The sequence below is a fragment of the Pseudomonas sp. FW507-12TSA genome (assembly GCF_058781435.1).
In genome coordinates this window covers 147,808-173,017 of the sequence record NZ_JBYSWT010000014.1, presented here as the reverse complement: position 1 = coordinate 173,017, position 25,210 = coordinate 147,808, and the positions used below count along the sequence as shown (strand labels likewise).

The window sequence follows — 25,210 nt, the reverse complement described above, 5'->3', positions numbered from 1 at the left end:
GGTGGAGGGTGGGTGCCGGCGATGCGGCGGTGGGCCTATTTGTTGTATCCGGGGCATTTTTTTTTGTTGTTGGGGGTGAGGCAGGTGTTGGAGGGCGTTGCGCCATGAGGATGCTCCGCACCCTGTCGGGGGCGGAGCGTATTCGGTTCAGGCCTGGAGCCGCCAGCCCATCACGCCTAGCAGGTCGCAACTGTCGCGCAGGAGGATAGCGGCGACGTGGGCGATGTGTTGCAGGTCGGTGTGGTCGGCGTGTTTCAGCTCGGTGCGCGAGAGGCTTTCGAACAGCTGGGTGATGGCCAGCAGGCGGGTGGTGCCGTTGGCGTGGAGGACGTCCAGTGGGGCGGTTTTGTCGATGAACAGGCAGGGGATGGCGCAGTCGATGCCGGTGATGGGGATGTATTGATGAGTCATGGCGAAGGCTCCGTCGTAGATAAGCGGTACAAGCGTATCTGTTCGTAGCTGAGTTCCAGGTCGCCAAACCCGGTCGCCGTTTGGGCGAATGGGGAGCATGGGGGGAGGGGGTGTGGGTGGCAAGCTAGACGGTTCTGCAAGTTTTGTAGGATCGGCCTTGGGGCTTGGCGGCCTGGTAGCCGGCCAGGTGCCCTGGGGATGGAGTACATATCCGTTGGCGGTGGGGTGGCTTGCTTGTGGTTCCGCCCTTACGGCGGGTCACTTTTTTCAAACGCCAAAAAAGTAACCAAAAACGCTTGCCCCCACGTCCGGCCACTCGCTGCGCTCGGGTTCCCTCGTTCCGGTACTTCTCAGGGGGCATCGCTTCCAGCGATGTCCTCGACTGCGTCGAGGGGCGCTGCGCGCCATTCCCCTGATAAGCACCTGCACTCGGCCTCCCCAGGGGGCGGGTGGGTCAAGATCACAAGCGTACGGCGCGCCCTACCGGGCGGCGCATCGCGGGGTGGGGTGTGCGTGTTTGGCATCGCTTTGTGTAGCCGCTGCCGCAGGCTGCGCACGGGCACGCAGCGGCCGCCTGGTTCTTGAATCCGCTGAAGGCCTTGCGGTCCTTGTCGCAGCCTCGCCCCGGCTTGACAGCGGCTACAGACTCGCTTCGTGTAGCTGCTGCCGAAGGCTGCGTACGGGCGCGTAGCGGCCGCTGGGTCTTGAATCCACCGAATACTTTTTGGCCTTTTCGCTGCCTTCGACAGGCTCAAAACCTATCCAAATCTCTTTCTTTTGTAAGGGGTTTCCGAGAGACTTCCTGGCGCTTGCGGGTGAGCACTCTGCTCACTAGTCTCGGTTCGTCGCTGACCCTCAGTGATCGGGTTTAGCAGCCCGATACCAAGACTCGTAAAGCATCGTCGTCAGCCCAGTTGGTTATCTACCTGCTGGGCTTTGTTATGGCGGCTGTGCGTGGGGCACCCTCGGGTGCGCCGGGTTCCTTGGACCGGTCTGCTAACCCGCGTACAGCTGCCACCCTCACGTTTAGCAGCGTCGGGTGATAGCTCAACTCCAAGGAGCTACACCATGAAAAAGCTCGTTCCCGATCCACCCGTTTTCTCTTCTGTTTCACGTCGCAACCCGGAGCATGACCGGGCCAACGAGGTGATTCTCCATGCGCTGGTGAACACCCGTACCGGTTCGCTGATCCGGACGCTTAAACCCACGGTCGCCGCGCCGGTGGGGCGCGATTCATTGTTCGACGTTCGCTCCGGCATCAGTGCCGAGGAGGCCCTGGTCCATGTGTCCATGCTGCTCAAGGCCGCCGAGGAGGTGTCCGATGAGATCACCGAGCAGGCCAGCGGCGTCGAGCGTGGGTTGATCTGGTCCCTGGTGCATTCGGTGGAGATGGCTCGTGGCGTGGTGGATGCCTTGCTCGATGGCCATCGCCTTTCCCCTGACTGAATACGCACCACCTGTGGCGAGGGAGCTTGCACCCGCTGGGGCGCTTTCTCGCCCCAGTGCCCGGTGTTCGACTTCATCAGCGGGACGCCTTGGAGAGCCCGGAATCTACCGGCCAAGATCTTCAGTTATGGGCCCGTGCGCAGTTGGCCATAACCTTTGCCTTACCTTGGCCTTGTGCCCGCAAACCCTGGCGCCAGCAGGGGCTGTTTGCCGGGGTTTGGGGCGAGCCTTCATTCCCTCTATTTGAACTTCCAATACGCCATGGACGAACAATCGGACATTGCTTATAACCGCTAGCGCTCAATGGATGATGCTGCAGGCGGTTGTATTTCATGGAAGACATCAACTCCGCGACTCTAGAAACAACGCTTCATTGCAAACGCGCTCGAACTCCAGGCTTGTCGCGTCGTGCCAGGAACAAGGGCTGGCACACCGTCCAAGACATCTTGCTGCTGGCGCAGTTGGCGGCGCTGCTGCATGACTTGGGCAAGGCCAGCCGGGCCTTCCAGCAGAAGCTGCGGCGGCGCAGCCTGGAACACAACCTGTATCGCCATGAGTGGGTATCGCTGCGGCTGTTCCTGGCTTTTGTCGGGACGGATGATGACCCTGCCTGGCTCCGGCGCTTGGCCTCGCCCAGTGCCGAGGATGATCAGGCTTGGCTGGCTGCCGGGCGTTTTCAGCGGGATGGGCTCGATGCCACGACGCCGCCATTCAAGCAGCTCGCGCCCTTGGCGGCTGCCGTGGCTTGGCTGGTGGTCAGCCATCATCGCTTGCCGACGCTGCCCAGCTGGAATGAGGCCGGTGATGGCGAGCAGTCATGGCTGGGCAAGAAGTCCGCCCGCTTCAATCCCGCGATGCTGGACAACCTGATCGAGGGCATCACCCACGAGTGGAACGAGTGCCGTCGTTCGGCGCCGCTCAACGAGGTCGAGGCATTCTGGCAGTTCGAGCATGGTCTGCCCGTGGTCCATCCCCAGTGGCGGGCCCAGGCGGCCAAGCTCGCCCAGCGGTTGTTGGTGTTGCAAGCCAAACCCGGTCACGGCAATTGGCTGGACAATCCTTATGTGATGCACCTGGCGCGGATGAGCCTGATGCTGGGTGATCATCACTATTCCAGCCTGCCGCCGGAGTCCAATCAGCGGGTCAGGGGCGATGACCAGGGCCTGGTGTTCGCCAATACCCATAGCGACGGCCAGCTCAAGCAGCCCCTGGATGAACACTTGCTCGGGGTTGCCCGTATGACCCGCAGCATCGTCCATGGCTTGCCCGATTTCGAGCGGCACCTGCCGCGTTTGGCGCGTCATGCAGGCTTGTGCAAACGCAGTGGTTCCGGGCGTTTTGCCTGGCAGGACCAGGCGGTGGATGCGGCGACCGGTTTGCGTAGTCAGTCGCAGCGACAAGGGGCCTTTATCGTCAACATGGCCTCTACCGGATGCGGCAAGACCCTGGCCAACGCACGGATCATGCATGCCCTGGCCGACCCCCTGGCCGGCATGCGTTGTACCTTCGCCCTGGGGCTGCGCAGCCTGACCTTGCAGACCGGCAACAGCTACCGCCAGCTGCTGAACCTGGGGGACGACGACCTGGCCATCCGGGTTGGCGGCTGCGCCAGCCGGGCGTTGTTCGAGCATTACCAGGCCGGGGCCGAAGCCAGCGGTTCGGCTTCGGCCCAGGCGCTGATCGAAGAAGACAGCCATGTGCGCTACGAGGGTTCGCTGGCCGCCCACGGCCTGTTGTCCAAGGTGGTGAACCAGCCCCAGATCTCCGTATTGCTCAATGCGCCCATGCTGGTCTGCACCATCGATCACTTGATGCCCGCCACCGAGGCGCAAAGGGCCGGACGGCAGATTGCGCCGATGTTGCGCTTGCTCAGCAGCGATCTGGTGCTCGATGAACTGGATGATTTCGACCTCGCCGACCTGCCGGCCCTGACGCGCCTGGTGTACTGGGCGGGTTTGCTGGGCACGCGGGTGCTGTTGTCGTCGGCGACCCTGCCGGCGGCCCTGGTGCAGGGGATGTTCCAGGCCTATGGCGCCGGGCGCCGGCACTATCGGCGCAATCGTGGAGAGCTCGACACGCCTGATGAGATCCCTTGCCTGTGGGTCGATGAGTTCACGGCCCAGCCTTTCAACTGCCACGACGCCGAGACCTTCAGCCAACAGCATCGGGCCTTCGTCGACCAGCGGGTGCAGGCGCTCGGGCGTATCGAGCCCAGGCGGCGTGGCGAACTGGTCGCCTTGAGCATTGGCGCGCAGCCAGTGGCGGACATGCGCCGGGCGTTCGCCGAGCAGGTGCGAGCCACGATGTTGCAGGCCCATGCCCGGCATGCCGAGGTGTGTCCGCAGAGTGGCAAGCGCGTCAGTTTTGGCCTGGTGCGCATGGCCAATATCGAACCGCTGTTCGATGTCGCCCTGGCCCTGTTCGCTCTCGGTGCACCTGCCGGCCAGCGCATTCATCTGTGCGTCTACCACTCGCGGTTCCCCCTGCTGCTGCGCTCGGCCATCGAGGCGCAGTTGGACACCTGCCTGGACCGTCGCCAGCCGGGTGCGGTTTATGACCAACCACAGATCCGCCAGCTGCTCGACCAGTACCCCGAAGAGGAACATCTGTTCGTGGTGCTGGGGTCGCCGGTCACTGAAGTCGGGCGCGACCATGACTACGACTGGGCAGTGGTCGAACCCTCATCGATGCGCTCGCTGATCCAACTGGCCGGGCGGGTACAGCGCCACCGCCAGCAGCCATGCCGGCACGCCAACATGTTTATCTTCGATAGCAACCTACGGCATTTCGAACAACCTGGAGCCGCAGCGTTCATCCGCCCGGGTTTCGAGCATGACAGCCGCCAAGCGGATCACCCCATGCGCCTGGTCAGCCATCGCCTTGGGCAGCTGCTGGATCCGGCCGACTTCCAGGAGCTCAGCGCGCGCCCGCGCATCCAGCCCAGGGCCAGCCAGGCGTGGCGCCCGCGGCACAACCTGGTGGACCTGGAGCAGGCGCGGCTCAGCGCACAGATGTTGCCCAAGGATCGCAGCCGCGCAGGCCAACCGACCCCACGCGGGGTCAAGCCTGTGGCTTTCGATCTGGACGCGGCCTGTGCCTGGCAATACCCCAGGGCGGCCCTGACCTGGGCCTTGCCCCAGCAACAGCCTTTTCGTGAAAACACCATCAGGGAGACAGAGTTGCTGTGGTTGCCCGATGACGATGAAGAACGCTTGGTCCTGCACCGCATTCATGAGCAGCCCGGCGCGGCGGAGCTGTACCTGCCGGCCCAGCGGTTGCTGGAGAACATCGACCTGCAAGGGGTGTCCGCCCCAGGTATCAGCCCCTGGGGCCAGCATGACCTGTTGTCATTGCTGAACGAACAGGCGGCGATCCAAGGCCTGCCGTTGCGGACCTGCGCCGAGCGCTTCACCACGGTCAAGCTGAGCGTCAGTCCCCAGGGTTGGCGCTTTCATCCGGTGCTGGGGTTTGCCTCAAGAGCTTGAGCCACTGCCTCTGTTCAGGGGCATCGACCTCTTGAAGGCACAATCGCAGGTTGCTAAAACCCTTGGTGGCCAAGAGCCATCAAGGATTGTCACGGACTTGTCATCGACAAGCGCTCTACAGGGAAGGGACATGAATCAAGGAACGAACCCGGCAATACGCTCCAGGCTGTTTCGCCACACCATCAACGCTTTCATCCAGGAACGGCGAGACGCAAAACCGAAAGCCGCTGAGGCCAGTGATGCACTCAGCGCCGCAAAATATGAATACGCCACCTGGCTCGCCGACGCGGCCCGTCGAGTAGGGCAGATCCAGGCCGTCACCCATGTGCTCAAGGCCACCCATCCCGACGCTCGCGGCAGCAGCCTGCATGTCGCTCCGCAAACATTGCCGCGGCACCGGGAAGTCGGCAGCCACATGCTGGGCAGCGATTACGCGCAGGACATCGTCGGCAACGCCGCCGCGCTGGATGTCTACAAGTTCCTCAAGCTGGAGGTGGAGCAACGTCGGCTACTGGACTGGCTGCTGGAGGACGATGCCGACCTGTTGGCCGCCCTGAGCCCGGACCCGGCCCTGGCGCAAAGTTGGGCCGAAGCCTTCAAGGGCCTGGTTCGCCCCCATCAGACCTTGAGTTCCCACGCCATGGCCAAGCAGGTGTTCTGGTGTGTGTCGGGCGAGCCTGGCGACGATGCCGGTTTCGAACTGTTGCAACCGATGTTTCCCAGCAGCCTGGTCCATGCGGTCCATGCCGATATCAACGATGCACGTTTTGGGGAGCGCAACCAGGCGGCGCGCCAGGCCCGGCGCCAGCGTCAAGCCCACGACGGAATCTATCGCGACTATCCACAACTGGTGATACGCAAGCTCGGCGGGACCAAGCCGCAAAACATCAGCCAGCTCAACAGTGAGCGTGGCGGAGTGAATTACTTGCTGGCGTCCTTGCCCCCTAAATGGCGCCAGCAGCATCCGGGCAACCTGCTGCACCTGGAGTCGGTGTTCAGTCGCCTGCGGCGTTTCGAAGACATGGGCGAGCTGATCGAGGCCCTCTGCCTCCTGCTGCAAGCCGATCCGGCGCGCAGCCTGCGCACTCGGGCTCAACGTGAACGTATAGAGCGCGCCCTGGGCCGGGCGTTGGCGGCCTTTGGCCTGAGCTTGCGGGCCTCTTTACCTCCTGGTTGGAGTCGTGACCGGCACTGCCAGCTGCCGCTGTGCGAACAACTCTGGCTCGACCCGCAACGCGCGCAGTTGGCATCGGCTGATGACCACCAGGACGCGGACCAAGCCTTCGCTGCGGCCTTCGCCCAACGCCGTTGGCCGGACGAGATCGCCCAGCGTTTCGGCCACTGGTTGAATGCCATCCTGCTGCAACGGGGCCTGCCGGTGGGCGATACCGAACAGGCGCATTGGGCGCGGCAGGCGGTGGTCGATGCCGAGATCTCATGCGCTACCCGTGAGGTGGTGGAGCAGGAGGTGCGCCATGGCTGAGTGCCCACATTTCGAGCACCTGCTGGTCATCCCTCACCTGCAAGTACAGAACGCCAACAGCCTTTCCAGCCCGCTGACCCATGGCTTTCCGTCGATCACCGCCTTTCTCGGGCTGATGTGGGCCCTGGAACGCAAGACGGTCGATACGGGCCTGGATCTGCAATTCAACGCGGTGGGCGTGGTGGTCCACGATCACGAAGAACAGGTCACCGATGGTGATTTCGTCAACACCCTGCGCCTGACTCGCAACCCCCTCAATCGCGATGGCAGCACCGCCGCGATTGTCGAGGAAGGGCGGGTCCATCTGCGCATCAGCCTGGTATTCGCGGTCCAGAGCCAGGCCCTTGACGACAAGGAAAGTACCGTCGCCCGCCAAGTGCGGGAGCTCTTGCTGCAGATGCGTATTGCTGGCGGCAGCCTGATTCCCTCCCGTGCCCCCCAGGGCCAGCAACAGCCCTATTCGATCCCCATGACGGGGGATGAAGAGGCACGGGACGTGTTGTTCTACCAGGCCAAGTTGCGCCTGCTGCCGGGTTTCACCCTGGTGGAGCGCCAGGATCTGCTGGAGCAACGCCATCGCGATCTGCAAGCCAGGCAACCCGGGGCTTCGGTGTTGGACGCCTGGTTGTCGCTGGCGCGGATCAACTGGTCCAGCGTGGCCCCCGGTGCAGACGGGGAGGTTTCAGGGCCGGTGCAGTGGCGCAACGACCGCACCGACCTCGGCTGGCTGGTGCCGATCCCCGTGGGTTATGGCGCGCTCACCGCCTTGCAGGCGCCGGGCACGGTGGCCCGGGCCCGCGACTCGCAAACGGCCTTTCGCTTCGTGGAAAACCTCTATGGCATCGGGCAGTGGATCAGCCCACACCGTTTGCAATCGCCACAACAATTGCTCTGGTACGCCGACTCTCGCAGCGACCAGGGCCTGTACCGCTGCCGCAACGACTACCGCGTGCCATCGCTGGCGCACTTCGACTGACTTCAAAGGAGTTCGAACATGAGCAATGACGCCCTGAAAACCGCTTCGGTCCTGGCCTTCGAGCGCAAACTCGACCCTTCCGATGCGCTGTTCCATGCCGGCGACTGGCAGTCGCGCAGTCAGTGGGAGCCGGTGGTGGTGCGGGAAAAATCCGTACGCGGAACCATTTCCAACCGACTCAAGGCCAAGGAACTGGACCCAGCCAAGCTGGATGCCGCCATCGAGCATCCCAACCTGCAAACCGTGGACGTGGCCACCTTGCCGCACGATGCCGACACCCTGCGGGTCAGCTTCACCCTGCGGGTGCTGGCCGGTACTGGCCAGCCTTCGGCCTGCAACGATTTCGCTTACCGGCAGAAACTGCTCGAGACTGTACAGGGGTATGTCCAGGCCAATGGCTTCGGCGAATTGGCCCACCGCTACGCCCATAACCTGGCTAACGGTCGCTTCCTGTGGCGCAACCGCATTGGCGCCGAGCAGGTCGAGGTGGAGGTCGAGCATCTGGTGGAGGGCCAGGCAGCGACGCAATGGCGCTTCGACAGCCTGAGCCTGTCCTTGCGTCAGTTCGACGCTGCCGGTGAGCAGGGCGAGGCCTTGCAGTCGTTGGCTGGCTTGATTGCCCGGGGCCTGGCCGGCGAACAGCATGTGCTGCTGCGCATCACGGCCTACGCGCGCATGGGCGCCGGGCAGGAAGTGTTCCCGTCCCAGGAGCTGATCCTGGACCGTGGGCGCGGAGACAAGAGCAAGACGCTGTACAGCGTGGGCAACATCGCCGGCATCCACTCGCAGAAAGTCGGTAATGCCTTGCGCAGCATCGACACCTGGTACCAGGGCGCCGACAGCAACGGGCCGATCGCCGTGGAACCCTATGGCTCGGTGACTACCCAGGGCAAGGCCTATCGCCAGCCCCGCGGCAGCCAGGACGATTTCTACACCCTGCTGGACAGCTGGGTGCTCAAGGATCGAGTACCCGCGCTGGACCAGCAGCACTTCGTGATCGCCACCCTGATTCGCGGCGGCGTGTTCGGCGAGGCAGGTTGAGCCATGGACCATTACCTGGATTTGAAACTGCTGCCGGACCCTGAGTTTCCCGAGCCGCAGTTGATGAGCGCCTTGCTCAATAAATTCCATCGGGCCCTGCACGACCTGCGGCGCAACGATATCGGCATCAGCTTTCCCGATACCCGGCGGCCGATCAGGCACCTGGGCTCGCACCTGCGCATCCACGGCAATCGCCAGGCCCTGGGCCAGTTGCTGGCCATCGATTGGCTGACCGGTATGCGTGACCATGTACAGATCGGCCAGCCCTGCTCGGTGCCGACGCCGGTGCAGCATCGCCATGTCAGCCGGGTACAGGTCGATAGCAGCCCGGCACGCCTGCGTCGCCGCCTGATCAAGCGCCATGGGTTGACCGAGGACCAAGCCCGCCAGCGCCTGCCCGACAGCGCGGCGAAACGTTGCGACCTGCCGTTCGCGGTGATGCGCAGCCAGACCAGCCATCAGCTGTTCAACCTGTTCATCCGCCACGGCCCGTTGCTCGAACAACCCCAGCCCGGCACGTTCAACGGCTATGGCCTGAGCTCCAGCGCGACAGTGCCCTGGTTCTGACCCTTTTTTCCGGGTGCCGTGGAGCGCTTTGTAAAATCAATGACTTACAAAGCGCTTCAGAAAAAGGGTGTACAGCAACCTTTAACGGCCTTTCTTTTGAAATTCAGGAGGTTATAGAGAAAGTGCTCTAGTTCACTGCCGTATAGGCAGCTAAGAAAATTGAAGGCGGGCCGTTCATGCAGGCAACCGAGTTCACTGCCGTATAGGCAGCTAAGAAATGGGAGCTCAGGCAGGTATCTTCGATCTGCTCGTTCACTGCCGTATAGGCAGCTAAGAAAGCCATGGGTGTCAAAAAGGGTTGTGCGACCTTGTTCACTGCCGTATAGGCAGCTAAGAAATGATCATGAGGTCGTGATTGTCTTCGACCCCAGTTCACTGCCGTATAGGCAGCTAAGAAAATCGCCACGAAGGACGGCGACTACCTGCGCATGTTCACTGCCGTATAGGCAGCTAAGAAAGTGGCGACACCGGCAGTGGTGGAGCTGGTCAGGTTCACTGCCGTATAGGCAGCTAAGAAAAGTCCAGTACGGGCATTCCCTATGTTGAATCAGTTCACTGCCGTATAGGCAGCTAAGAAACGGCCCGGATAAGTCGGTCGCTAGCACCAGGAGTTCACTGCCGTATAGGCAGCTAAGAAAGCTTGCGCCGCCCCCACCGACCGCCCCGGCGGTTCACTGCCGTATAGGCAGCTAAGAAATGCACCGGCGTTACAGCCGCATCCTGCTGGAGGTTCACTGCCGTATAGGCAGCTAAGAAAAAGGACAAGTCATGCCTGAAGAAAGAACGGTAGTTCACTGCCGTATAGGCAGCTAAGAAAAGAGTCGTATTCTTCCTGGCCGAGATAGTCGCGTTCACTGCCGCACAGGTAGCTAAGAAACCAGTCCTTCAGCGTCCTTCGGTGCTGTTTATCTCGATTGCCGAACAGGCAGGCAACACACAATCCATCATCAATCCATCGGCACCCGTTACTGCCGTAGAGGCAGCTTGAGAGACCCGCTGCACCCGTCGCCGCTGGCCTGGGACTCCCGGGCCAGGACGCGGCTTTGTCACATCCCCTTCATCGGCGCTGGCTAAGGTGGCCTCTTTTGACCATGTCAGGGAGTCACCATGAGCGAGTTCAACCTCGGCCGTCGACGGATCATGCAAATCGCCGGGGCGGGGATGTTGCTGCCCAGCCTGGCGCCGGCGGTGATCGCCTCGGTCAAGGATCGGCCCAAGCTCACCGATGGCGTGCAGTCCGGGGACTTGCAGGGCGATCGGGCGATCATCTGGAGCCGCAGCGACCGCCCGGCGCGGATGGTGGTGGAGTGGGACACCCGCAGCATGTTCACCAACCCGCGGCGCCTGGTGTCGCCGCTGGCTGATGCCCGCACCGACTTCACCGCCCGGGTGGACCTGAGCGGGCTGCCGGTCAACCAGGCGATTTTTTATCGGGTGACCTTCGAGGATGCCCGCACCGGGGTGGCCAGCGAACCCTGGTTCGGCCATTTGCGCAGTGCCCCGAGCCAGCGCCGGGATATCCGTTTCGTCTGGAGCGGCGACACCGTCGGCCAGGGTTTTGGCATCAACCCGGACATCGGCGGCATGCGCATCTACGAGGCCATGCGCCTGCGCCTGCCGGACTTTTTTATCCACAGCGGCGACACCATCTACGCCGATGGCCCGGTGCCGGCGCAGCTGACCACCGAGGGCGGGCGCATCTGGCGCAATATCACCACCGAGGCCAAGAGCAAGGTGGCCGAGACCCTTGACGAGTACCGTGGCAACTATCGCTACAACCTGCTGGACGAGAACCTGCGCCGGTTCAACGCCGAGGTGCCGCAGATCTGGCAGTGGGACGACCACGAGGTGGTCAACAACTGGTCGCCGAGCAAGCAGCTGGACGAGCGCTACATGGTCAAGGACATCCAGACCCTGGTGGGCCGTGCGCGCCAGGCCTGGCTGGAATACGCGCCGATGCGCCGGCAGAGCGCCGATGGTGGCGGGCGCATCTATCGCAAGCTCAGCTACGGGCCGTTGCTGGATGTGTTCGTGCTGGACATGCGCAGCTATCGCGGGCCCAACGACGACAACCTCGGCGGCGAGAAGCCGTTCCTCGGCCGTGAACAGCTGGACTGGCTCAAGCGCGAGCTCAAGGATTCCCAGGCGCAGTGGAAGGTGGTGGCGGCGGACATGCCCATCGGCCTGGGCGTGCCCGACGGCGAGGTCAGCCCCGGCGTGGCGCGCTGGGAGGCCATCGCCAACGGCGACCCGGGCCAGGCCCAGGGTCGCGAGCTGGAGATCGCCGAGTTGCTGGCCTACCTGCGCAAGCACCGGGTGCGCAACCATGTGTGGCTGACCGCCGACGTGCATTACTGCGCGGCCCACCACTACCACCCCGACCGGGCGGCGTTCCAGGATTTCGAGCCGTTCTGGGAGTTCGTCGCCGGCCCGTTGAATGCCGGCAGCTTCGGGCCCAACGTGCTGGACAAGACTTTCGGCCCCGAGGTGGTGTTCCAGAAGGCGCCGCCGACCCAGAACGCCTCGCCGTTCGCCGGGTTCCAGTTCTTTGGCGAGGTGCAGATCGATGGCCAGACGGCGCAGATGAGCGTGATCCTGCGTGATCTCGATGGCGTGGCGGTGTTCGAGCGCAAGCTGCAACCGGCCTGATGCGCGCCTATGGCCCATGGGGCAGGAGCGCAGCTCGCCCGCGATAAATGCTAACGCGGTGTCCCAGGCACACCGCATCGCGCTTATCGCGGGCGAGCCTCGCTCCTGCGGGTCAGTAGACGTCGCGGCGGTAGCGGCCTTGTTCGATCAGGCGCTCGACCTGTTCGGCGCCCAGCAGTTCGTTGAGCACCTGGTCCACCCCCGAGGCCATGCCTTGCAGGCTGCCGCAGATATAGAGCGCGGCGCCGTCGTCGAGCCACTGTTGCAAGGTCTTGGCGGCTTCGCGCAGGCGATCCTGGACGTAGATCTTGTGTTCCTGATCGCGGGAGAAGGCCAGGTCCAGGCGACTCAGGTCGCCCCGGGCCAGCCATTCCTGCAGCTCGTCCTTGCAGTAGAAATCATGCTCGGCATTGCGCTCGCCAAAGAGCAGCCAGTTGCGTTGCTGGCCCTCGGCGATCCGCGCCTTGAGCAGGCTGCGCAGCCCAGCCAGGCCGGTGCCGTTACCCAGCAAGATCAGTGGGCAGGGCTCGGCCGGCAGGTGGAAACCGCTGTTGCGGCGCACCCGCAGGCTGATGCTCGCGCCTACTTGGACGTGCTCGGTGAGCCAGCCGGAGCCGATGCCCAGGCTGCCGTCGGCGTGGCGTTCCTGGCGCACCAACAGTTCCAGGCAGCCGTCGGCGGCGATCGAGGCGATGGAGTATTCGCGCTGGGTCAGCGGCACCAGCGCATCCACCAGGGCCTGGGCATGCAGGCCCACCAGGTGGGCGCGGTTCTCCGGTAGCTGGCGGCTGCCCAGGGCCTGCTCCAGGCTCTCTTCCAGGCCGTCGAGCTGCACCGGGCTCTCGCCGGAAAGCCCCAGGCCCTCGAGGAAGTGGTCCACCAGCCACGGGCAGTTGCGCGGCATGACTTCCACCAGGTCGCCGGCCAGCCAGCTGCTGGTGCCGGGCGGTTGCAATTGCAGCAAATAGACCCCGGAGCCGCTGCTCTCGGGGTTCAGCAGGTGGCGCTGGCTCAGGGTCCAGTTGGCGAAAGCCGGGGCCTGCCACAGGTCCACCGGGGCATGGCCGGTGAGCTGGCCCAGTTGTTGTTGCCAGTGGCGCAGGGCGTAGCTGTCGCCATTGTCGACTTCCACCGGGGTGAACAGGCTGCTGGCGCCCTGGCTCGACAGCCAGGTGTGCAGGCGCCGGGCGAAACCGCAGAACTGCGGGTATTGGCGGTCGCCCAGGCCCAGCACTGCGTACTCCAGGCCGTTGAGGGCCAGCTCGCGGCCCAGCAGCTTGCGCTCGAAGCCCCGGGCGCTGTCCGGGGCCTCGCCATCGCCGAAGGTGCTGACCACGAACAACGCCCGCTGGGCACTGCGCAGCTCCTGCTCGTCCAGGCTGGCCAGCGGGCGGACCCGGGCGCCGATGCCGGCGGCCTGCAATTGCCCGGCGGTCTGCCAGGCCAGTTGTTCGGCGAAACCGCTCTGGCTGGCAAAGCCGATCAGCCAGCCGTTGGTATCGTCGGTGGCCTGTTCCAGGCCCTTGCGGGCGTCCTTGATCTGGCGCTTCTTGCGCCGGCGATCCAGGTATAGCAACCAGCCGGTGATGAAGAACAGCGGCATGCACAGCGAGGCCAGGGTCAGCACGATGCGCCCCACCAGGCCGAAGTAGCTGCCCACGTGCAGGGCGTAGACGCTGGTCAGCAATTGCGCCTTGAAGCTCTTGTCGGCGTAGCGCTCGTGCCGGCTGATGACGCCGGTGGTCGGGTCCAGGGTGATCTGGTTCAGGGCGCGCTCGTGGGGCGAGTCCTTGAGCAGGTAGAACACCGTTGCCGGCTGCCCGGCCACGGGCGGCATGCGCACGTTGTAGGCGCTAAGGTCCTTGCCGGCGGCGCTGTAGATGCTGCTCCACATGGCGTTGTAGTCGGCCACCGGGGCCGGGCCCTTGGCCGGCGGGCCGCCGCGCCCGCCCCGGGCGCGCTCGCTGTGTGGCGAGTCGGACAGCAGGCGGGTCAGGCCCTTGCTGTACCACTCGTACGACCAGTACAGGCCGGTGAGGGCGAACAAGAGGTAGAACAACAAGCACCAGGTGCCGAACACCGCGTGCAGGTCCCAGTTGAAGGCCCGGCCTTTCTTGGCCCAGTCCAGGGTCAGCCAGGCGCGCCAGCTGGCGACCTGGCGCGGCCAGCGCAGGTACAACCCGGACAGGCAGAAGAAGATCAGGATCAGGGTGCAGGCGCCGGTGATCTGCCGGCCGCTGTCGCCCATGGCCAGGAACCGGTGCAGTTGCAGCATGAAGCCGAAGAAGCCCTGGCCCACGGCCTCGCCGGTGAACTGCCCGGTGTAGGGGTCGAAGTAGCGCATCTGCCCACGGCGCTCCCCGGGCGGCGGGGTGTAGAACACCCGCGCGGCATTGCCGCTGTCGGTCTCGACCCAGAGCATGGACACGTCCTTGCCCTCGGCCGCCTGGAGCTTGGCCACCAGCTCGGCCGGCGGCAGGGTGCCGGCGGGCAGCTTGTCGACCTGCAGCACCGAGGGGTTGAGCGCCCGCAGGATCTCATCCTCGAACGATACCGTGGCCCCGGTGATGCCCATCAAGGCCAGGACCAGCCCGGCGCTGATGCCGAAGAACCAGTGCAGCTGGAACAGGGTTTTCTTCAACACATCGACCGCCTTGTTCGTCCGAAGAGGTGAAACACGGCGCGCATTATGCCGTGTGTGAGCGAGAAGCATTCTTCTTTACATGCAAAAGCCCCAGGCAGCGGGTGCATGGGGCTTGGGCACCTGTGGCCGGGGCCACAGGGTGTCGCGGTGGATCAGAAGTGGAAGTTGGTGCTTAGCAGAGCGGTACGGCCTGGCGCCTGGTTGGCGAAGTGCGCCGCGTAGGCCTTGTCGTAGTAGGTCTTGTCCGTCAGGTTCTGCACGTTCAGTTGCAGGTCGACGTTCTTGGTCAGCTTGTAGCTGGCCATGGCGTCGTAGCGGGTGTAGGACGGTACATACAGAGTGTTGTTGTTATCACCCCAGACCTTGTCGACGTAGAAGGCACCACCACCGATGGTCAGCTTCTGGGTCAGGTTGTAGGTGGTCCAGAGGCTGAAGCTGTTCTTCGGCGTGTTGGGCAGCTCGTTGCCTTTGGCCGGGTTGTTCAGGTTAGTGATCTTGCCGCTGCGATCACCAGCGGCACCTGGATCGACGATGGTGCTGTCCAGATAGCTGTAGCCGGCGAACACTTGCCATTTGTCGGTCAACTTTCCGCTGGCTGTCAGCTCGAGGCCGTCGACGCGGGTCTTGCCGGCGTTTTCGTAGGTGTAGTTGCTACTCAAGACTCGGGTGTTTTCTTTCTCGGTGCGGAAGATCGCTCCGGTCAGCGATAGCCGCTCGCTGAACAGATCCCATTTGGTACCGATTTCGTAGTTGGTGGTTTCCTCGGGCTTCATGTCGCTGACGATGCTGGTCGGCGTCCCGGAGGTGGTCGCGAAGGGGTTGGTTTCAGCCCCGTTATCCAAGGTGCTGCCCACCGGTGTTGCAGAAGTGGCATAGGAAATGTAGACGCTACCGTTGTCCTGGGGCTTCCAGATCAACCCCAGCTGGCCGGTCACGAACTCACTGGTGTCCTCAGCCTTGAAGGTGGTGGTACGAGCGCCGTTCTTGGTCTTGGCTTGGGTTTCGAAATGGTCGTAGCGCAGGCCCATGTTGACCAGCCACTGCGGGGTCAGCTCCAGGGTATCTGCGAAGTAGATGGCACGAGTGGTGCCCTCGGTATCGGTACCCGCGTAGTTACGACTGATAGTGCCGGCGTAGATGTCGTCCGGCGTCGGATTCGACAGCGAGGTACAGACGCCCGATGGCTGCGGCACGTTGCACTTGATACTCGAGTTATTGGAAACGTTGTAGCCGCTCTTCTTCGAGGACTCGTCGGACAGTTCGATACCGGTGGAGAAGTTGTTCTTGAAGCCACCCAGGACGAACTCACCATAGAGATCGGTCTGGTTGGTGGTGGTCTCGGTATTCGAGACCCGGGTGTTGGCCCGGCGCCATACCGTGCCGCTGCGTACGTTGCCCTGGCTATCGTCCGGCTGGGTCAGGATGTAGTCCTGCATGCTGGTGCCGTGGCGGAAGGTGTTCTTGAGGGTCAACGAGTCGTTCAGGTCGTGCTCGAAGGCAAAGGTCGCCGTGTCCACCCGGGACTTGCGGAAGTCGCGATCGGTCAGGCCGTAGAAGTTGCTGCTATCGCCACCGTTGACTGGTTTGTCCGGATGCGCGGCGGTGTGGGCCGTGCCCATGGAGTAGCCGTAGGGAATGCCCGAATCCGGCAGGTCGTCGCTTTCCAGATGGTAGTAGTCGAGGAATACCCGGGTGTCGGTACCCAGGCCGAAGGCCAGGGACGGCGCGACGCCCCAACGGTCGTAGTTGACCTTGTCCCGTCCAGCGACATTGCTTTCATGGCTCATCAGGTTCAGGCGGCCCGCAACGGTGTCACTGAACTGATAGTTGCCGTCCAGGGTGTAGCGTTGAGTCTGGTCGGAGCCCCAGGTGAAACCACCGTCGAGGGAGTTGCCCAGGTGAGCTTTCTTGCTGACCAGGTTGATGCTGCCCCCTGCTGCGCCACGACCACCCATGGCCGAGTTCGGGCCTTTGCTGACCTCGATATTTTCCACGGCGAAGACTTCCCGGCTTTGAGCGCCGGTATCGCGTACGCCATCCAGGTAGGTGTCGCTTTGTGCATCGAAACCACGAATGAAGGGGCGGTCACCTTGTGGGTTGCCACCTTCACCAGCGCCGAAGGTGATACCTGGAACGGTGCGCAGTGCGTCTTGCAGCGAGGTCGCCGCCGTGTCCTTGAGGACTTGCTGCGGTACTACAGTTACCGAGCGCGGGGTGTTGACCAGCGGTGCCGTGTACTTCTTCGAGGAGGAGCTGTCGACCTTGTAGGACGTCGCATCCTGGGCTTCACCGGTGATGCTGGTGGCTTCCAGGGCAATCGCTCCCGAGGCTTTCTTGCCGGTGTCCTCGGCGGCCTGGACCATGTGCGCGGCGGAGCCGGCGGTGATGGCGACGCCGATGGCCGATGCCAGCAAACGTGGCGAACTGACAGCGGATAATGGTTGTTGGCGTGTCATATCTTGTCCCCTCCCCGAGGTTTTGAGGCCGCGGAATATAGGGGATGCGAGCATTCGTTATCAATTGCGAAATATTGCTATTCGCACTGAATTTACATTCTTTACAATTTATCTTTACGGTTTTTGCATTCCCATCCGTCCCGGGCGTTTTACACAGTCAATAAGAATCAATACCATTGCCGCACTTTCGGCTTCCAGGTACCTGGCCATGTTGCTGCACATCCCCGGCGTGTTCACCCGTGATGAAGTAGGGCGCATCCGCCAAGCCCTGGAGCAGGCGGACTGGGCGGACGGCAAGATCACCGCCGGCTACCAGTCGGCCAAGGCCAAGCACAACCTGCAACTGCCCGAGGGCCATCCGCTGGCCCGGGAGATCGGCGAGGCGATGCTCGAACGCCTCTGGCAGAACCCGCTGTTCATGTCCGCCGCCTTGCCGCACAAGGTGTTCCCGCCACTGTTCAACTGCTACACCGCAGGTGGCAGTTTCGACTTCCATATCGACAATGCCGTGCGCCAGCCCAAGGGTAGCGCCGAGCGGGTGCGCACCGACCTGTCCTCGACCCTGTTCTTCAGCGACCCCGAGGACTACGACGGCGGTGAGCTGGAGATCCAGGACACCTACGGCGTGCAGCGGGTCAAGCTGCCGGCTGGCGACCTGGTGCTGTACCCGGGCACCAGCCTGCACAAGGTCAATCCGGTGACCCGTGGTGCCCGCTACGCTTCGTTCTTCTGGACCCAGAGCCTGGTGCGCGAAGACAGCCAGCGGGCGCTGTTGTTCGAGATGGACGGGGCGATCCAGGAGCTGACCCGGGACATGCCCGAACACCCCTCGCTGATCCGCCTGACCGGCACCTACCACAACCTGCTGCGCCGCTGGGTCGAGGTCTAGGCCATGGCTTTTCGACTGCGCCGCGAGGAAAGCCTCGATGGCGGGCAACTGAGCGCCATGCTCGAAGAGAGCCCGGGCCGCGCCGCCCAGGCGATCCTGCTGGCCGCCGGCGAAGGCCTGGTGGACGCCCAGGCGCTGCTGGGGCAGATCTTGCTCGATGGTCGCGGCATCGAGCAGGACCAGGCCCTGGCCCTGCGCTGGTTCGGCATCGCCGCCCAGCGCGGGCACCTGATGGCGCGCAACATGCTCGGCCGTTGTCATGAACACGGCTGGGGCTGCCCGGCGGACCCAGGCGTCGCTGCCGAGCATTACCGCCAGGCCGCGGCTGCCGGCCTGGACTGGGGCCTGTACAACTACGCCAACCTGCTGGCCACCGGCCGTGGCGTGCCCCAGGACCACGGTCGGGCCCTGGCCTGCTACCAGCGCGCCGCGCAACTGGGCCATGCCAAGTCGATGAACCTGCTGGGGCGTTACCTGGAAGAGGGGCTGGTTTGCCCGGCCGACCCCCAGGCGGCCCGGGATTGGTATCGTCGCTCGGCCGAGGGCGGTGACTTTCGCGGGCAGTTCAGCCATGGGGCGATCCTCGCCGATGCCGGGCGCATCGACGAAGCCCTGGACTGGCTGCAGCGGGCCCTGGTCGGCGGCAACCTGAATTTCCTCCGGGTTGCCCGTGCTGCCTTGCTCGAGGCCCGCCATCCCGAGATCCGCCAGTTGGCCCTGGCCTATCACCAGCGTGCGGCGCAACTGGGGGATGAGCGGGATGCCGAGCGGCTTGCTGCCTTGATATAAATCACTATGATTCAAAGCTAATCGCTTTCAATCATTCTGATGCAGGTCTTGCCTCATGCCCGCGACAAAAGTGCTGACTGCACATATTCCTTTGGATCTGGCCAACAAGGTTGACCAGTTGGCCTCGCGCCTGGAGCGTTCGCGTGCTTGGATCGTCAAGCAGGCGCTGGTTGCCTGGGTGGACCAGGAGGAGGAGCGTCGGCGCCTGACTCTTGAGGCCCTGGCTGATGTGGATGCCGGTAGGGTTATCGATCACCAGGCTGTGCAGGCCTGGGCGCAGAGCTTGTCGGGTGACAGTCCTCTGCCACTGCCGAAATGAGACAGCTGGATTGGACGAGCAAGGCGCTTTCCGACCTGGCCCGTCTTTTCGAGTTTCTTGCCCAGGTCAATCGCTCCGCTGCCGCCCTGACTGTCCAATCCCTGGTACAGGCCCCTGAGACTCTTCTAAATAACCCTCGATTGGGAGAGCAGTTGGAAGAGTTCCTGCCCCGGGATGTGCGACGTCTGCTGGTGGGGCGCTATGAGATGCGTTACGAGATTCAAGGCATGACCTTGTTCATCCTGCGTATCTGGCATGTCAGGGAAGATCGGTAAGCGCAGCGCCATTAAAAAGCCCATGACTGCTCATGGGCTTTTTACTTGCAGCTTGAAGCTAACCGCTTGCCGCTGCCTTTATACGTAATACGACTTCAGCGGTGGGAAGCCGTTGAACTCCACGGCGCTATAGCTGGTGGTGTAGGCGCCGGTGGACAGCCAGTACAGGCGGTCGCCGATGGCCAGGTTCAGCGGCAGGCCGTACTTGTAGTTCTCGTACATGATGTCGGCGCTGTCGCAGGTCGGGCCGGCAATCACCACTTCTTCCACTTCGCCTTTCTTCTCGGTCCAGATCGGGAACTTGATGGACTCGTCCATGGTTTCGATCAGGCCGGAGAACTTGCCCACGTCGGTGTATACCCAGCGCTCCACGGCGGTGCGCGACTTGCGTGCCACCAGCACCACCTCGCTGACCAGGATGCCGGCGTTGGCGATCAGCGAACGGCCCGGCTCGAGGATGATTTCCGGCAGGTCATCGCCGAAGTCTTCCTTGAGGAAACGGATGATTTCCTCGGCGTAGGTTTCCAGGCTGTTGGTGCGGGTGATGTAGTTGGCCGGGAAGCCACCGCCCATGTTGATGAGCTTCAGTTCGATGCCGTCTTCTTCTTTGAGACGCTCGAAGATCACCTTGACCTTGGCGATGGCGGCGTCCCAGACGCTGATGTCGCGCTGCTGGGAGCCGACATGGAACGACACGCCGTAAGGCACCAGGCCCAGGTCGCGAGCCAGGATCAGGAGGTCCATGGCCATGTCGGTCTGGCAGCCGAACTTGCGCGACAGCGGCCAGTCGGCAGTGGTGGAGCCTTCGGTGAGGATGCGCACGTAGACCTTGGAGCCCGGGGCGGCCTTGGCGATGTTGCGCAGGTCGGCTTCGGAGTCGGTGGCATACAGGCGCACGCCCTTCTCGTAGAAGTAGCGGATGTCCTTGGACTTCTTGATGGTGTTGCCGTAGCTGATGTTGGCCGGGTTGACGCCGCGCCCCAGCACCTTGTCCAGCTCGTAGATCGAGGCGATGTCGAAGCTCGAGCCTTTTTCGTGCAGCAGGTCGATGATTTCCACGGCCGGGTTGGCCTTGACCGCGTAGTAGACCTTGGCGAACTCGAACCCGGCGCGCAGGTCGTCGTAGGCCTGGGCGATCATCTGGGTATCGATCATCACGAACGGGGTTTCTTTCTGGTCGGCGAACGCCTTCATTTTCTGAAAGGTTGCGCGCGCGAAATAGTCTTCGACGTTAATCGACATGCGTTGGGAGCTCCTGATGGCAAACGTTGGTAATCAATGGGTGCATATGAACGTCCTCCGTATCCCCACTTTGGTTCGCCTACTTCCCAAGGCATGTCGCCGAAAGCAAAAAGGCCATGGGAAATCTGCCCTTGGCCTTGCTGTCTCGTCGTCAGTACTTGAGCCGGATGGATCGTTTCCAGCATGGACGTTCGGCGCGAACTTTAGGCGGTGAGGGGGCTGAGATCAACAAAAAATGTCGCGTTTTTGCACTTGTCTGACGTGCGTTATCGGCATGTCCTTTTGTAGCCGACACAGATGACCGGCAGATGTTCCCGAAGAATTTCCGAGTGTTAAAAATACCTGCACGTTCGCGGCTTTTGCGCGCCAAGTGGTGGTGAACTGCCGAAGTCGCCAACATCGGCGACGTTAGCGGCGAGAGGGCGGTGCAAGGGGGATTTTGACTGTTTCGCAATCGCTCGCCGCAGGGCTGCCACAGGCGCGACTGTTGATATTTTTTTTCGGCACGTGGGAGCGCCAAAAATCGGTTGGCGAGGGTGCTGGTTTGCGCTGGACCGCGCAGCGGTTCCCTTCCTTTATGAAAAGAAGGGTCGCTGCATGGCCCAGCGCGAGCAGGCCACCGCGCCACGGGTTGGCTTTTGATTATTTATTGATCAGGCACTCACGGCCTCGGCCGGGGAGACGATGTTGGTCTTCATCCCACGGGAGCGTCCCGAGCTGAGATAGGCGGCGATGGACTCCTGGGTCACCTCGCCGAGGAACACCCTTTCGGCGTCCAGCACCGGCAGCCACGAGCGGTTGAACTCGTACATGCGCGACAGCAGGATGCGCAGGTGCTCGTCGTAGGCGGCGGTGGCGTTGAACTGGCGCAGGAACTGGCCGCAGGTGCCGCCCTGGCGGTGCAGGTCGCGGCGCCGTACATAACCCAACGCTTTGTTCTCGGTGCAGGTCACCACCACGTAGCGCCGATCGTGCTCGTCCATCAGTTCCAGGGCCTCGGTCACCGGGGTGTCCGGGCTCACCGACGGCGCGTTGTCGGCCGCGTCCTCGGCCTTGACCAGCAGCAGGCGCTTGAGGGTGCTGTCCTGGCCGACGAAGTTGCTGACGAAATCGTCCGCCGGATGGGCCAGCAGGGTGTCCGGGTGGTCGATCTGCAGCAGTTTGCCGGCGCGGAAGATGGCGATCTTGTCTCCCAGCTTGATGGCCTCGTCGATGTCGTGGCTGACCATGATCACGGTCTTGTTCAGCGCCCGCTGCATCTCGAAGAACTCGTTCTGGATCATCTCGCGGTTGATCGGGTCCACCGCGCCGAAGGGTTCGTCCATCAGCAGCAGCGGGGCCTCGGCGGCCAGGGCGCGGATCACCCCGATCCGCTGTTGCTGGCCGCCAGACAGCTCGCGCGGGTAGCGATGCAGGTAGTGCTTGGGTTCGAGCTTGATCATGCTCATCAGCTCGCGGGCGCGGTCGTGGCACTTCTGCTTGTCCCAGCCCAGCAGGCGCGGCACCACGGTGATGTTTTCCTCGATGGTCATGTTGGGAAACAGGCCGATCTGCTGGATCACGTAGCCGATGTTGCGGCGCAGGGTCACTTCGTCCAGGCCGGTGGTGTCCTCGCCGTTGATCAGCACCTTGCCCGAGGTGGGCATGATCAGGCGGTTGATCATCTTCAGCGTGGTGCTCTTGCCGCAGCCGGAGGGGCCGAGGAATACGCAGATCTCGCCTTCGTTGACGGTCAGGCTGACCGCGTCGACGGCTTTGACATCCTTGCCGTTGCTGCGAAAGGTCTTGCTCAGGTTCTGTAGTTCGATCATTTTAGGGCTCCTATTGGGCTCAATCCTTTTGGCGTCAGCGAACGTTGCAGCCATTGCAGAAGCAGGTCGGCAAAGATGGCCAGGAGGCTGACCAGCACGGCGCCGACGATCAGCATCGACATGTCGCTGCGGCTAATGGAGGCCAGGATCAGCACCCCCAGGCCGCCGGCGCCGATGGTGGCGGCGATGGTCATGACGCCGATGTTCATCACCACCGCGGTGCGTACTCCGGCGAGGATCACCGGCACCGCGATCGGCAGCTCGACCATGCGCAGGCGCTGGCCGAAGGTCATGCCGATGCCCCGGGCGGCCTCGCGGATGCCCGGTTCGACGCCGGTCAGCGCCAGGTAGGTGTTGCGCATGATGGGCAACAGGGAATAAAGGAACACGGCGGTGATCGCCGGCAGCGGCCCCAGGCCCTGGCCGAACTTGGAGTAGAACGGCAGCAGCAGGCCGAACAGGGCGATGGAGGGGATGGTCAGCAGCACCGTGGCGCTGGCCTGCAATGGCCCGGCGAGGCTGGGGAAGCGGGTCATCAGCACGCCCAGGGGTACACCAAAGACGATGGCCAGGGTGACGGCGATGCCCACCAGGGTGATGTGTTGCCAGGTCAGGTGCAGGACCTGGGCCCAATCGAGATGGGAAAAGGCGTTCAAGAATTCCATGTCTTCTCCTCTTTAATCGAGTGGGTGCTGGCGCAGGAAATCTGCGGCCACGGCGGAGGGGCTTTCATGGTCGACGTCGACCCGCGCGTTCAGCTGGCGCATGGTTTCGTCGTCGAACAGCGCCGCCAGCGGCTCGAGCTCGGCGGCCAGTTGCGGGTGGGCGTCGAGGTAGGCCTGGCGCACCACGGGAGCGGCGGTGTAGTCCGGGAAGTAGTGCTTGTCGTCTTCCAGCAATTTGAGCTTGAAGGCGCTGAGGCGTCCGTCGGTGGTGTAGACCAGGCCGGCAAACACCTGGCCATTGCGCAGGGCGGTATAGACCAGGCCTGCGTCCATCTGCCGGGTGTTCTTGCGGGTCAGGGCCATGTCATACAGCTTGACCATCCCGGCCATGCCGTCGGAACGGTTGGCGAACTCGGTGTCCAGGGCCACCAGGCGGTTTTCCCGGGTGTTTTCGTCCAGGGCCCGGGTCAGGTCGCTGATGCTGTTGATTTGTGGATGTTCCTTGGCCACGTTTTCCGGCAGCGCCAGGGCATAGGTGTTGCTGAACCTGGACGGCGACAACCAGACCAGGCCTTTTTTCGCGTCGAGTTCTTTCACCCGGGCGTAGGACTGCTGCTTGTCGAGTTTCTCGTCGATGTGGTTGTAGGCCACCAGCGACACCCCGGTGTATTCCCAGATCAGGTCCAGTTGGTCGCTTTCCTGGGCGCTGCGCGCCAGGTTGCTGCCCAGGCCGCCGGTGACCCGGGTGTCGTAGCCCTTGCTGCGCAGGTACTGGGAGGTGATTTCCGCCAACAGGGTCTGCTCGGTGAAGACCCGGGCGCCGATGCGGATCAGCGGTTTTTGTGCGGCGTGGGCCAGGCTGGCAAACAGCAGGACGCAGCCGAGTATCAGGCTCAATTTCTTCATGTCGGTTCCTTGTCTCTGACGGGCTTAGGACGGGCGCAGGCCACGTTCCAGCCAGAGGCGGCTGGCCAGGGTCACCAGGCCGTCCAGAAGCAGCGCCAGCAGGGCGGTGCAGGCGGCGCCGAGCAGCAGTTGCGGCTGATTGTTCAGGGCGATGCCGGGGAAGATCAGGCTGCCCAGGCTGTTGGCGCCGATCAGGAAGGCCAGGGGCGCGGTGCCGACGTTGATCGCCAGGGCCACCCGCACGCCGCCGACGATGATCGGCACGGCATTGGGCAATTCGACTTTCCACAGCACCTGGCGCGGGGTCATGCCGATGCCGGTGGCGGCTTCCTTGAGCGAGCCCTGGACGTTCTTCAGGCCTTCATAGGTATTGCGCACGATGGGCAGCAGGGAGGCCAGGAACAGGGCGAAGATCGCCGGTCCGCTGCCGATGCCGAGGACCCCGAGGGCGATGGCCAGGACGGCCAGGGGAGGGATGGTGTTACCGATGTTGAACACTTGCATGAAGCGTTCGGCGCGCCTGGCCATGGCGGGGCGGCTGAGGAGGATGCCGGCGGGAATGCCGACCAGCAGGGCGGCGCACATGGACGCCAGGACCAGGAACAGATGAGCTTGCAGGTAGAACAGTAGATCGTCGCGGTAGTGTTCGATCGTATCGATGCCGATCCAGTGGACCAGCAGGGCCAGGAGGGCAATGACCGCAGCCCCTCCTATCAGCCCTTTGCCATAGCGAATAGCCACGGGCGGACTCCTTTTTTCTTATCGGTCGGCGGGCGCTTTCCCCTGTGGCAGGGCCGTGGCCGACTGCCGGGAAAGTCCCCGCGAAAAGCAGTTCGTCGAGTGCCGGCAGGGCGGCGGTGAACGAACCATGAGCGCAGCTTCGTCAAGCTAACTTGCTGAAATTCCAGGCATCTGATGAGCGCCTGGCAGGGAAGTGGACGTCTCCACCTTTTAAAAGGTTCCATAGTCGGCGGCGTTTGGCCACCCTTGTGGCCGCGACCTCGTGGCGCGAGGCGGTGATCGAGGCGGGGAATCCAACGGGTTCCAGGGCGATGACCGGGTTGCGGATGCTGCGCGCCCGGTCGCAGCCGTCGCTGGCGCCCGACAGCGGCTACAGGGGGATGGCAGGGCCGGACGGTGGTCCGGGAAGGCAGCT

General features: G+C 63.3%; 19 protein-coding genes and 1 CRISPR repeat array. Of the genes, 11 read left to right on the top strand and 8 right to left on the bottom strand.

Annotated elements, in window-relative coordinates; genetic code table 11:
* Nucleotides 1-147 precede the first annotated feature (147 nt).
* Nucleotides 148-411 carry a short-chain dehydrogenase gene (locus tag AC3WK8_RS15630; RefSeq protein WP_103325046.1) on the bottom strand — a complete coding sequence of 88 codons (264 nt, stop codon included), beginning with the start codon at nt 409-411 and terminating at the stop codon, nt 148-150.
* Between the two features lie 1,068 nt (nt 412-1,479).
* Here AC3WK8_RS15630 and AC3WK8_RS15625 point away from each other — a divergent pair.
* The 7 genes from AC3WK8_RS15625 to AC3WK8_RS15595 all read left to right on the top strand — a co-directional run bounded on the left by AC3WK8_RS15625 (nt 1,480) and on the right by AC3WK8_RS15595 (nt 12,058).
* A complete protein-coding gene (locus tag AC3WK8_RS15625) occupies nt 1,480-1,857 on the top strand; it encodes a DUF6124 family protein (protein ID WP_103325045.1) in 378 nt (125 codons plus the stop codon).
* Nucleotides 1,858-2,255: 398 nt separating this feature from the next.
* Nucleotides 2,256-5,342, top strand: coding sequence for a type I-F CRISPR-associated helicase Cas3f (gene cas3f / locus AC3WK8_RS15620; protein WP_158250054.1), 3,087 nt, complete (start codon nt 2,256-2,258; stop codon nt 5,340-5,342).
* 130 nt (nt 5,343-5,472) lie between these two features.
* Nucleotides 5,473-6,825, top strand: a complete 1,353-nt coding sequence (csy1, locus tag AC3WK8_RS15615; RefSeq protein WP_103325043.1) for a type I-F CRISPR-associated protein Csy1 — start codon at nt 5,473-5,475, stop codon at nt 6,823-6,825.
* Nucleotides 6,818-7,801 (top strand): type I-F CRISPR-associated protein Csy2, encoded by a 984-nt coding sequence (gene csy2, locus AC3WK8_RS15610; protein WP_103325042.1) that lies wholly within the window; start codon nt 6,818-6,820, stop codon nt 7,799-7,801. The genes csy1 and csy2 overlap by 8 nt, the downstream gene beginning before the upstream one ends.
* A gap of 18 nt (nt 7,802-7,819) precedes the next feature.
* Entirely contained in the window at nt 7,820-8,842 is a 1,023-nt protein-coding gene (gene csy3, locus AC3WK8_RS15605) for a type I-F CRISPR-associated protein Csy3 (RefSeq protein WP_103325041.1), read from the top strand.
* 3 nt (nt 8,843-8,845) lie between these two features.
* Nucleotides 8,846-9,409, top strand: a complete 564-nt coding sequence (gene cas6f, locus AC3WK8_RS15600) for a type I-F CRISPR-associated endoribonuclease Cas6/Csy4 (protein ID WP_103325040.1) — start codon at nt 8,846-8,848, stop codon at nt 9,407-9,409.
* A gap of 130 nt (nt 9,410-9,539) precedes the next feature.
* A CRISPR array of direct repeats spans nt 9,540-10,286; the repeat unit is 28 nt; unit sequence GTTCACTGCCGTATAGGCAGCTAAGAAA.
* A 230-nt stretch (nt 10,287-10,516) separates the two neighbouring features.
* Nucleotides 10,517-12,058 carry an alkaline phosphatase D family protein gene (locus AC3WK8_RS15595; RefSeq protein WP_085596345.1) on the top strand — a complete coding sequence of 514 codons (1,542 nt, stop codon included), beginning with the start codon at nt 10,517-10,519 and terminating at the stop codon, nt 12,056-12,058.
* A 112-nt stretch (nt 12,059-12,170) separates the two neighbouring features.
* Here the strand turns inward: AC3WK8_RS15595 and AC3WK8_RS15590 are convergent, their stop codons facing one another.
* Together AC3WK8_RS15590 and AC3WK8_RS15585 are read right to left on the bottom strand one after the other, a co-directional pair.
* Nucleotides 12,171-14,702 carry a PepSY domain-containing protein gene (locus AC3WK8_RS15590; protein ID WP_103325039.1) on the bottom strand — a complete coding sequence of 844 codons (2,532 nt, stop codon included), beginning with the start codon at nt 14,700-14,702 and terminating at the stop codon, nt 12,171-12,173.
* A 152-nt stretch (nt 14,703-14,854) separates the two neighbouring features.
* Nucleotides 14,855-17,158: a TonB-dependent receptor gene (locus AC3WK8_RS15585; RefSeq protein ID WP_103325038.1), complete on the bottom strand. Its 2,304-nt coding sequence runs from the start codon at nt 17,156-17,158 to the stop codon at nt 14,855-14,857.
* Nucleotides 17,159-17,366: 208 nt separating this feature from the next.
* On the opposite strand from AC3WK8_RS15585, the gene AC3WK8_RS15580 reads away from it, so the two are divergent.
* The 4 genes from AC3WK8_RS15580 to AC3WK8_RS15565 are packed head-to-tail and all read left to right on the top strand — an operon-like array spanning nt 17,367 to nt 19,430.
* Nucleotides 17,367-18,047, top strand: a complete 681-nt coding sequence (locus AC3WK8_RS15580; protein ID WP_053138545.1) for a Fe2+-dependent dioxygenase — start codon at nt 17,367-17,369, stop codon at nt 18,045-18,047.
* Nucleotides 18,048-18,050: 3 nt separating this feature from the next.
* Complete coding sequence (locus AC3WK8_RS15575) at nt 18,051-18,836, top strand: tetratricopeptide repeat protein (RefSeq protein ID WP_103325037.1); 786 nt, start codon at nt 18,051-18,053, stop codon at nt 18,834-18,836.
* Nucleotides 18,837-18,891: 55 nt separating this feature from the next.
* Entirely contained in the window at nt 18,892-19,155 is a 264-nt protein-coding gene (locus AC3WK8_RS15570; RefSeq protein WP_085596340.1) for a CopG family ribbon-helix-helix protein, read from the top strand.
* A complete protein-coding gene (locus tag AC3WK8_RS15565) occupies nt 19,152-19,430 on the top strand; it encodes a type II toxin-antitoxin system RelE/ParE family toxin (RefSeq protein ID WP_085596339.1) in 279 nt (92 codons plus the stop codon). The genes AC3WK8_RS15570 and AC3WK8_RS15565 overlap by 4 nt, the downstream gene beginning before the upstream one ends.
* A gap of 78 nt (nt 19,431-19,508) precedes the next feature.
* On the opposite strand, the gene AC3WK8_RS15560 is transcribed toward AC3WK8_RS15565, so the two are convergent.
* The 5 genes from AC3WK8_RS15560 to AC3WK8_RS15540 all read right to left on the bottom strand — a co-directional run bounded on the left by AC3WK8_RS15560 (nt 19,509) and on the right by AC3WK8_RS15540 (nt 24,795).
* On the bottom strand, nt 19,509-20,672 hold the full coding sequence (locus tag AC3WK8_RS15560; RefSeq protein WP_103325036.1) for a type III PLP-dependent enzyme: 1,164 nt from the start codon (nt 20,670-20,672) through the stop codon (nt 19,509-19,511).
* 653 nt (nt 20,673-21,325) lie between these two features.
* On the bottom strand, nt 21,326-22,483 hold the full coding sequence (locus AC3WK8_RS15555; RefSeq protein ID WP_103325035.1) for an osmoprotectant ABC transporter ATP-binding protein OsmV: 1,158 nt from the start codon (nt 22,481-22,483) through the stop codon (nt 21,326-21,328).
* Complete coding sequence (locus AC3WK8_RS15550) at nt 22,480-23,148, bottom strand: ABC transporter permease (RefSeq protein ID WP_022642285.1); 669 nt, start codon at nt 23,146-23,148, stop codon at nt 22,480-22,482. The genes AC3WK8_RS15555 and AC3WK8_RS15550 overlap by 4 nt, the downstream gene beginning before the upstream one ends.
* A gap of 12 nt (nt 23,149-23,160) precedes the next feature.
* Nucleotides 23,161-24,054, bottom strand: coding sequence for a glycine betaine ABC transporter substrate-binding protein (locus AC3WK8_RS15545; protein WP_103325034.1), 894 nt, complete (start codon nt 24,052-24,054; stop codon nt 23,161-23,163).
* Nucleotides 24,055-24,078: 24 nt separating this feature from the next.
* Complete coding sequence (locus AC3WK8_RS15540; protein ID WP_103325033.1) at nt 24,079-24,795, bottom strand: ABC transporter permease; 717 nt, start codon at nt 24,793-24,795, stop codon at nt 24,079-24,081.
* Between the last annotated feature and the right edge of the window lie 415 nt (nt 24,796-25,210).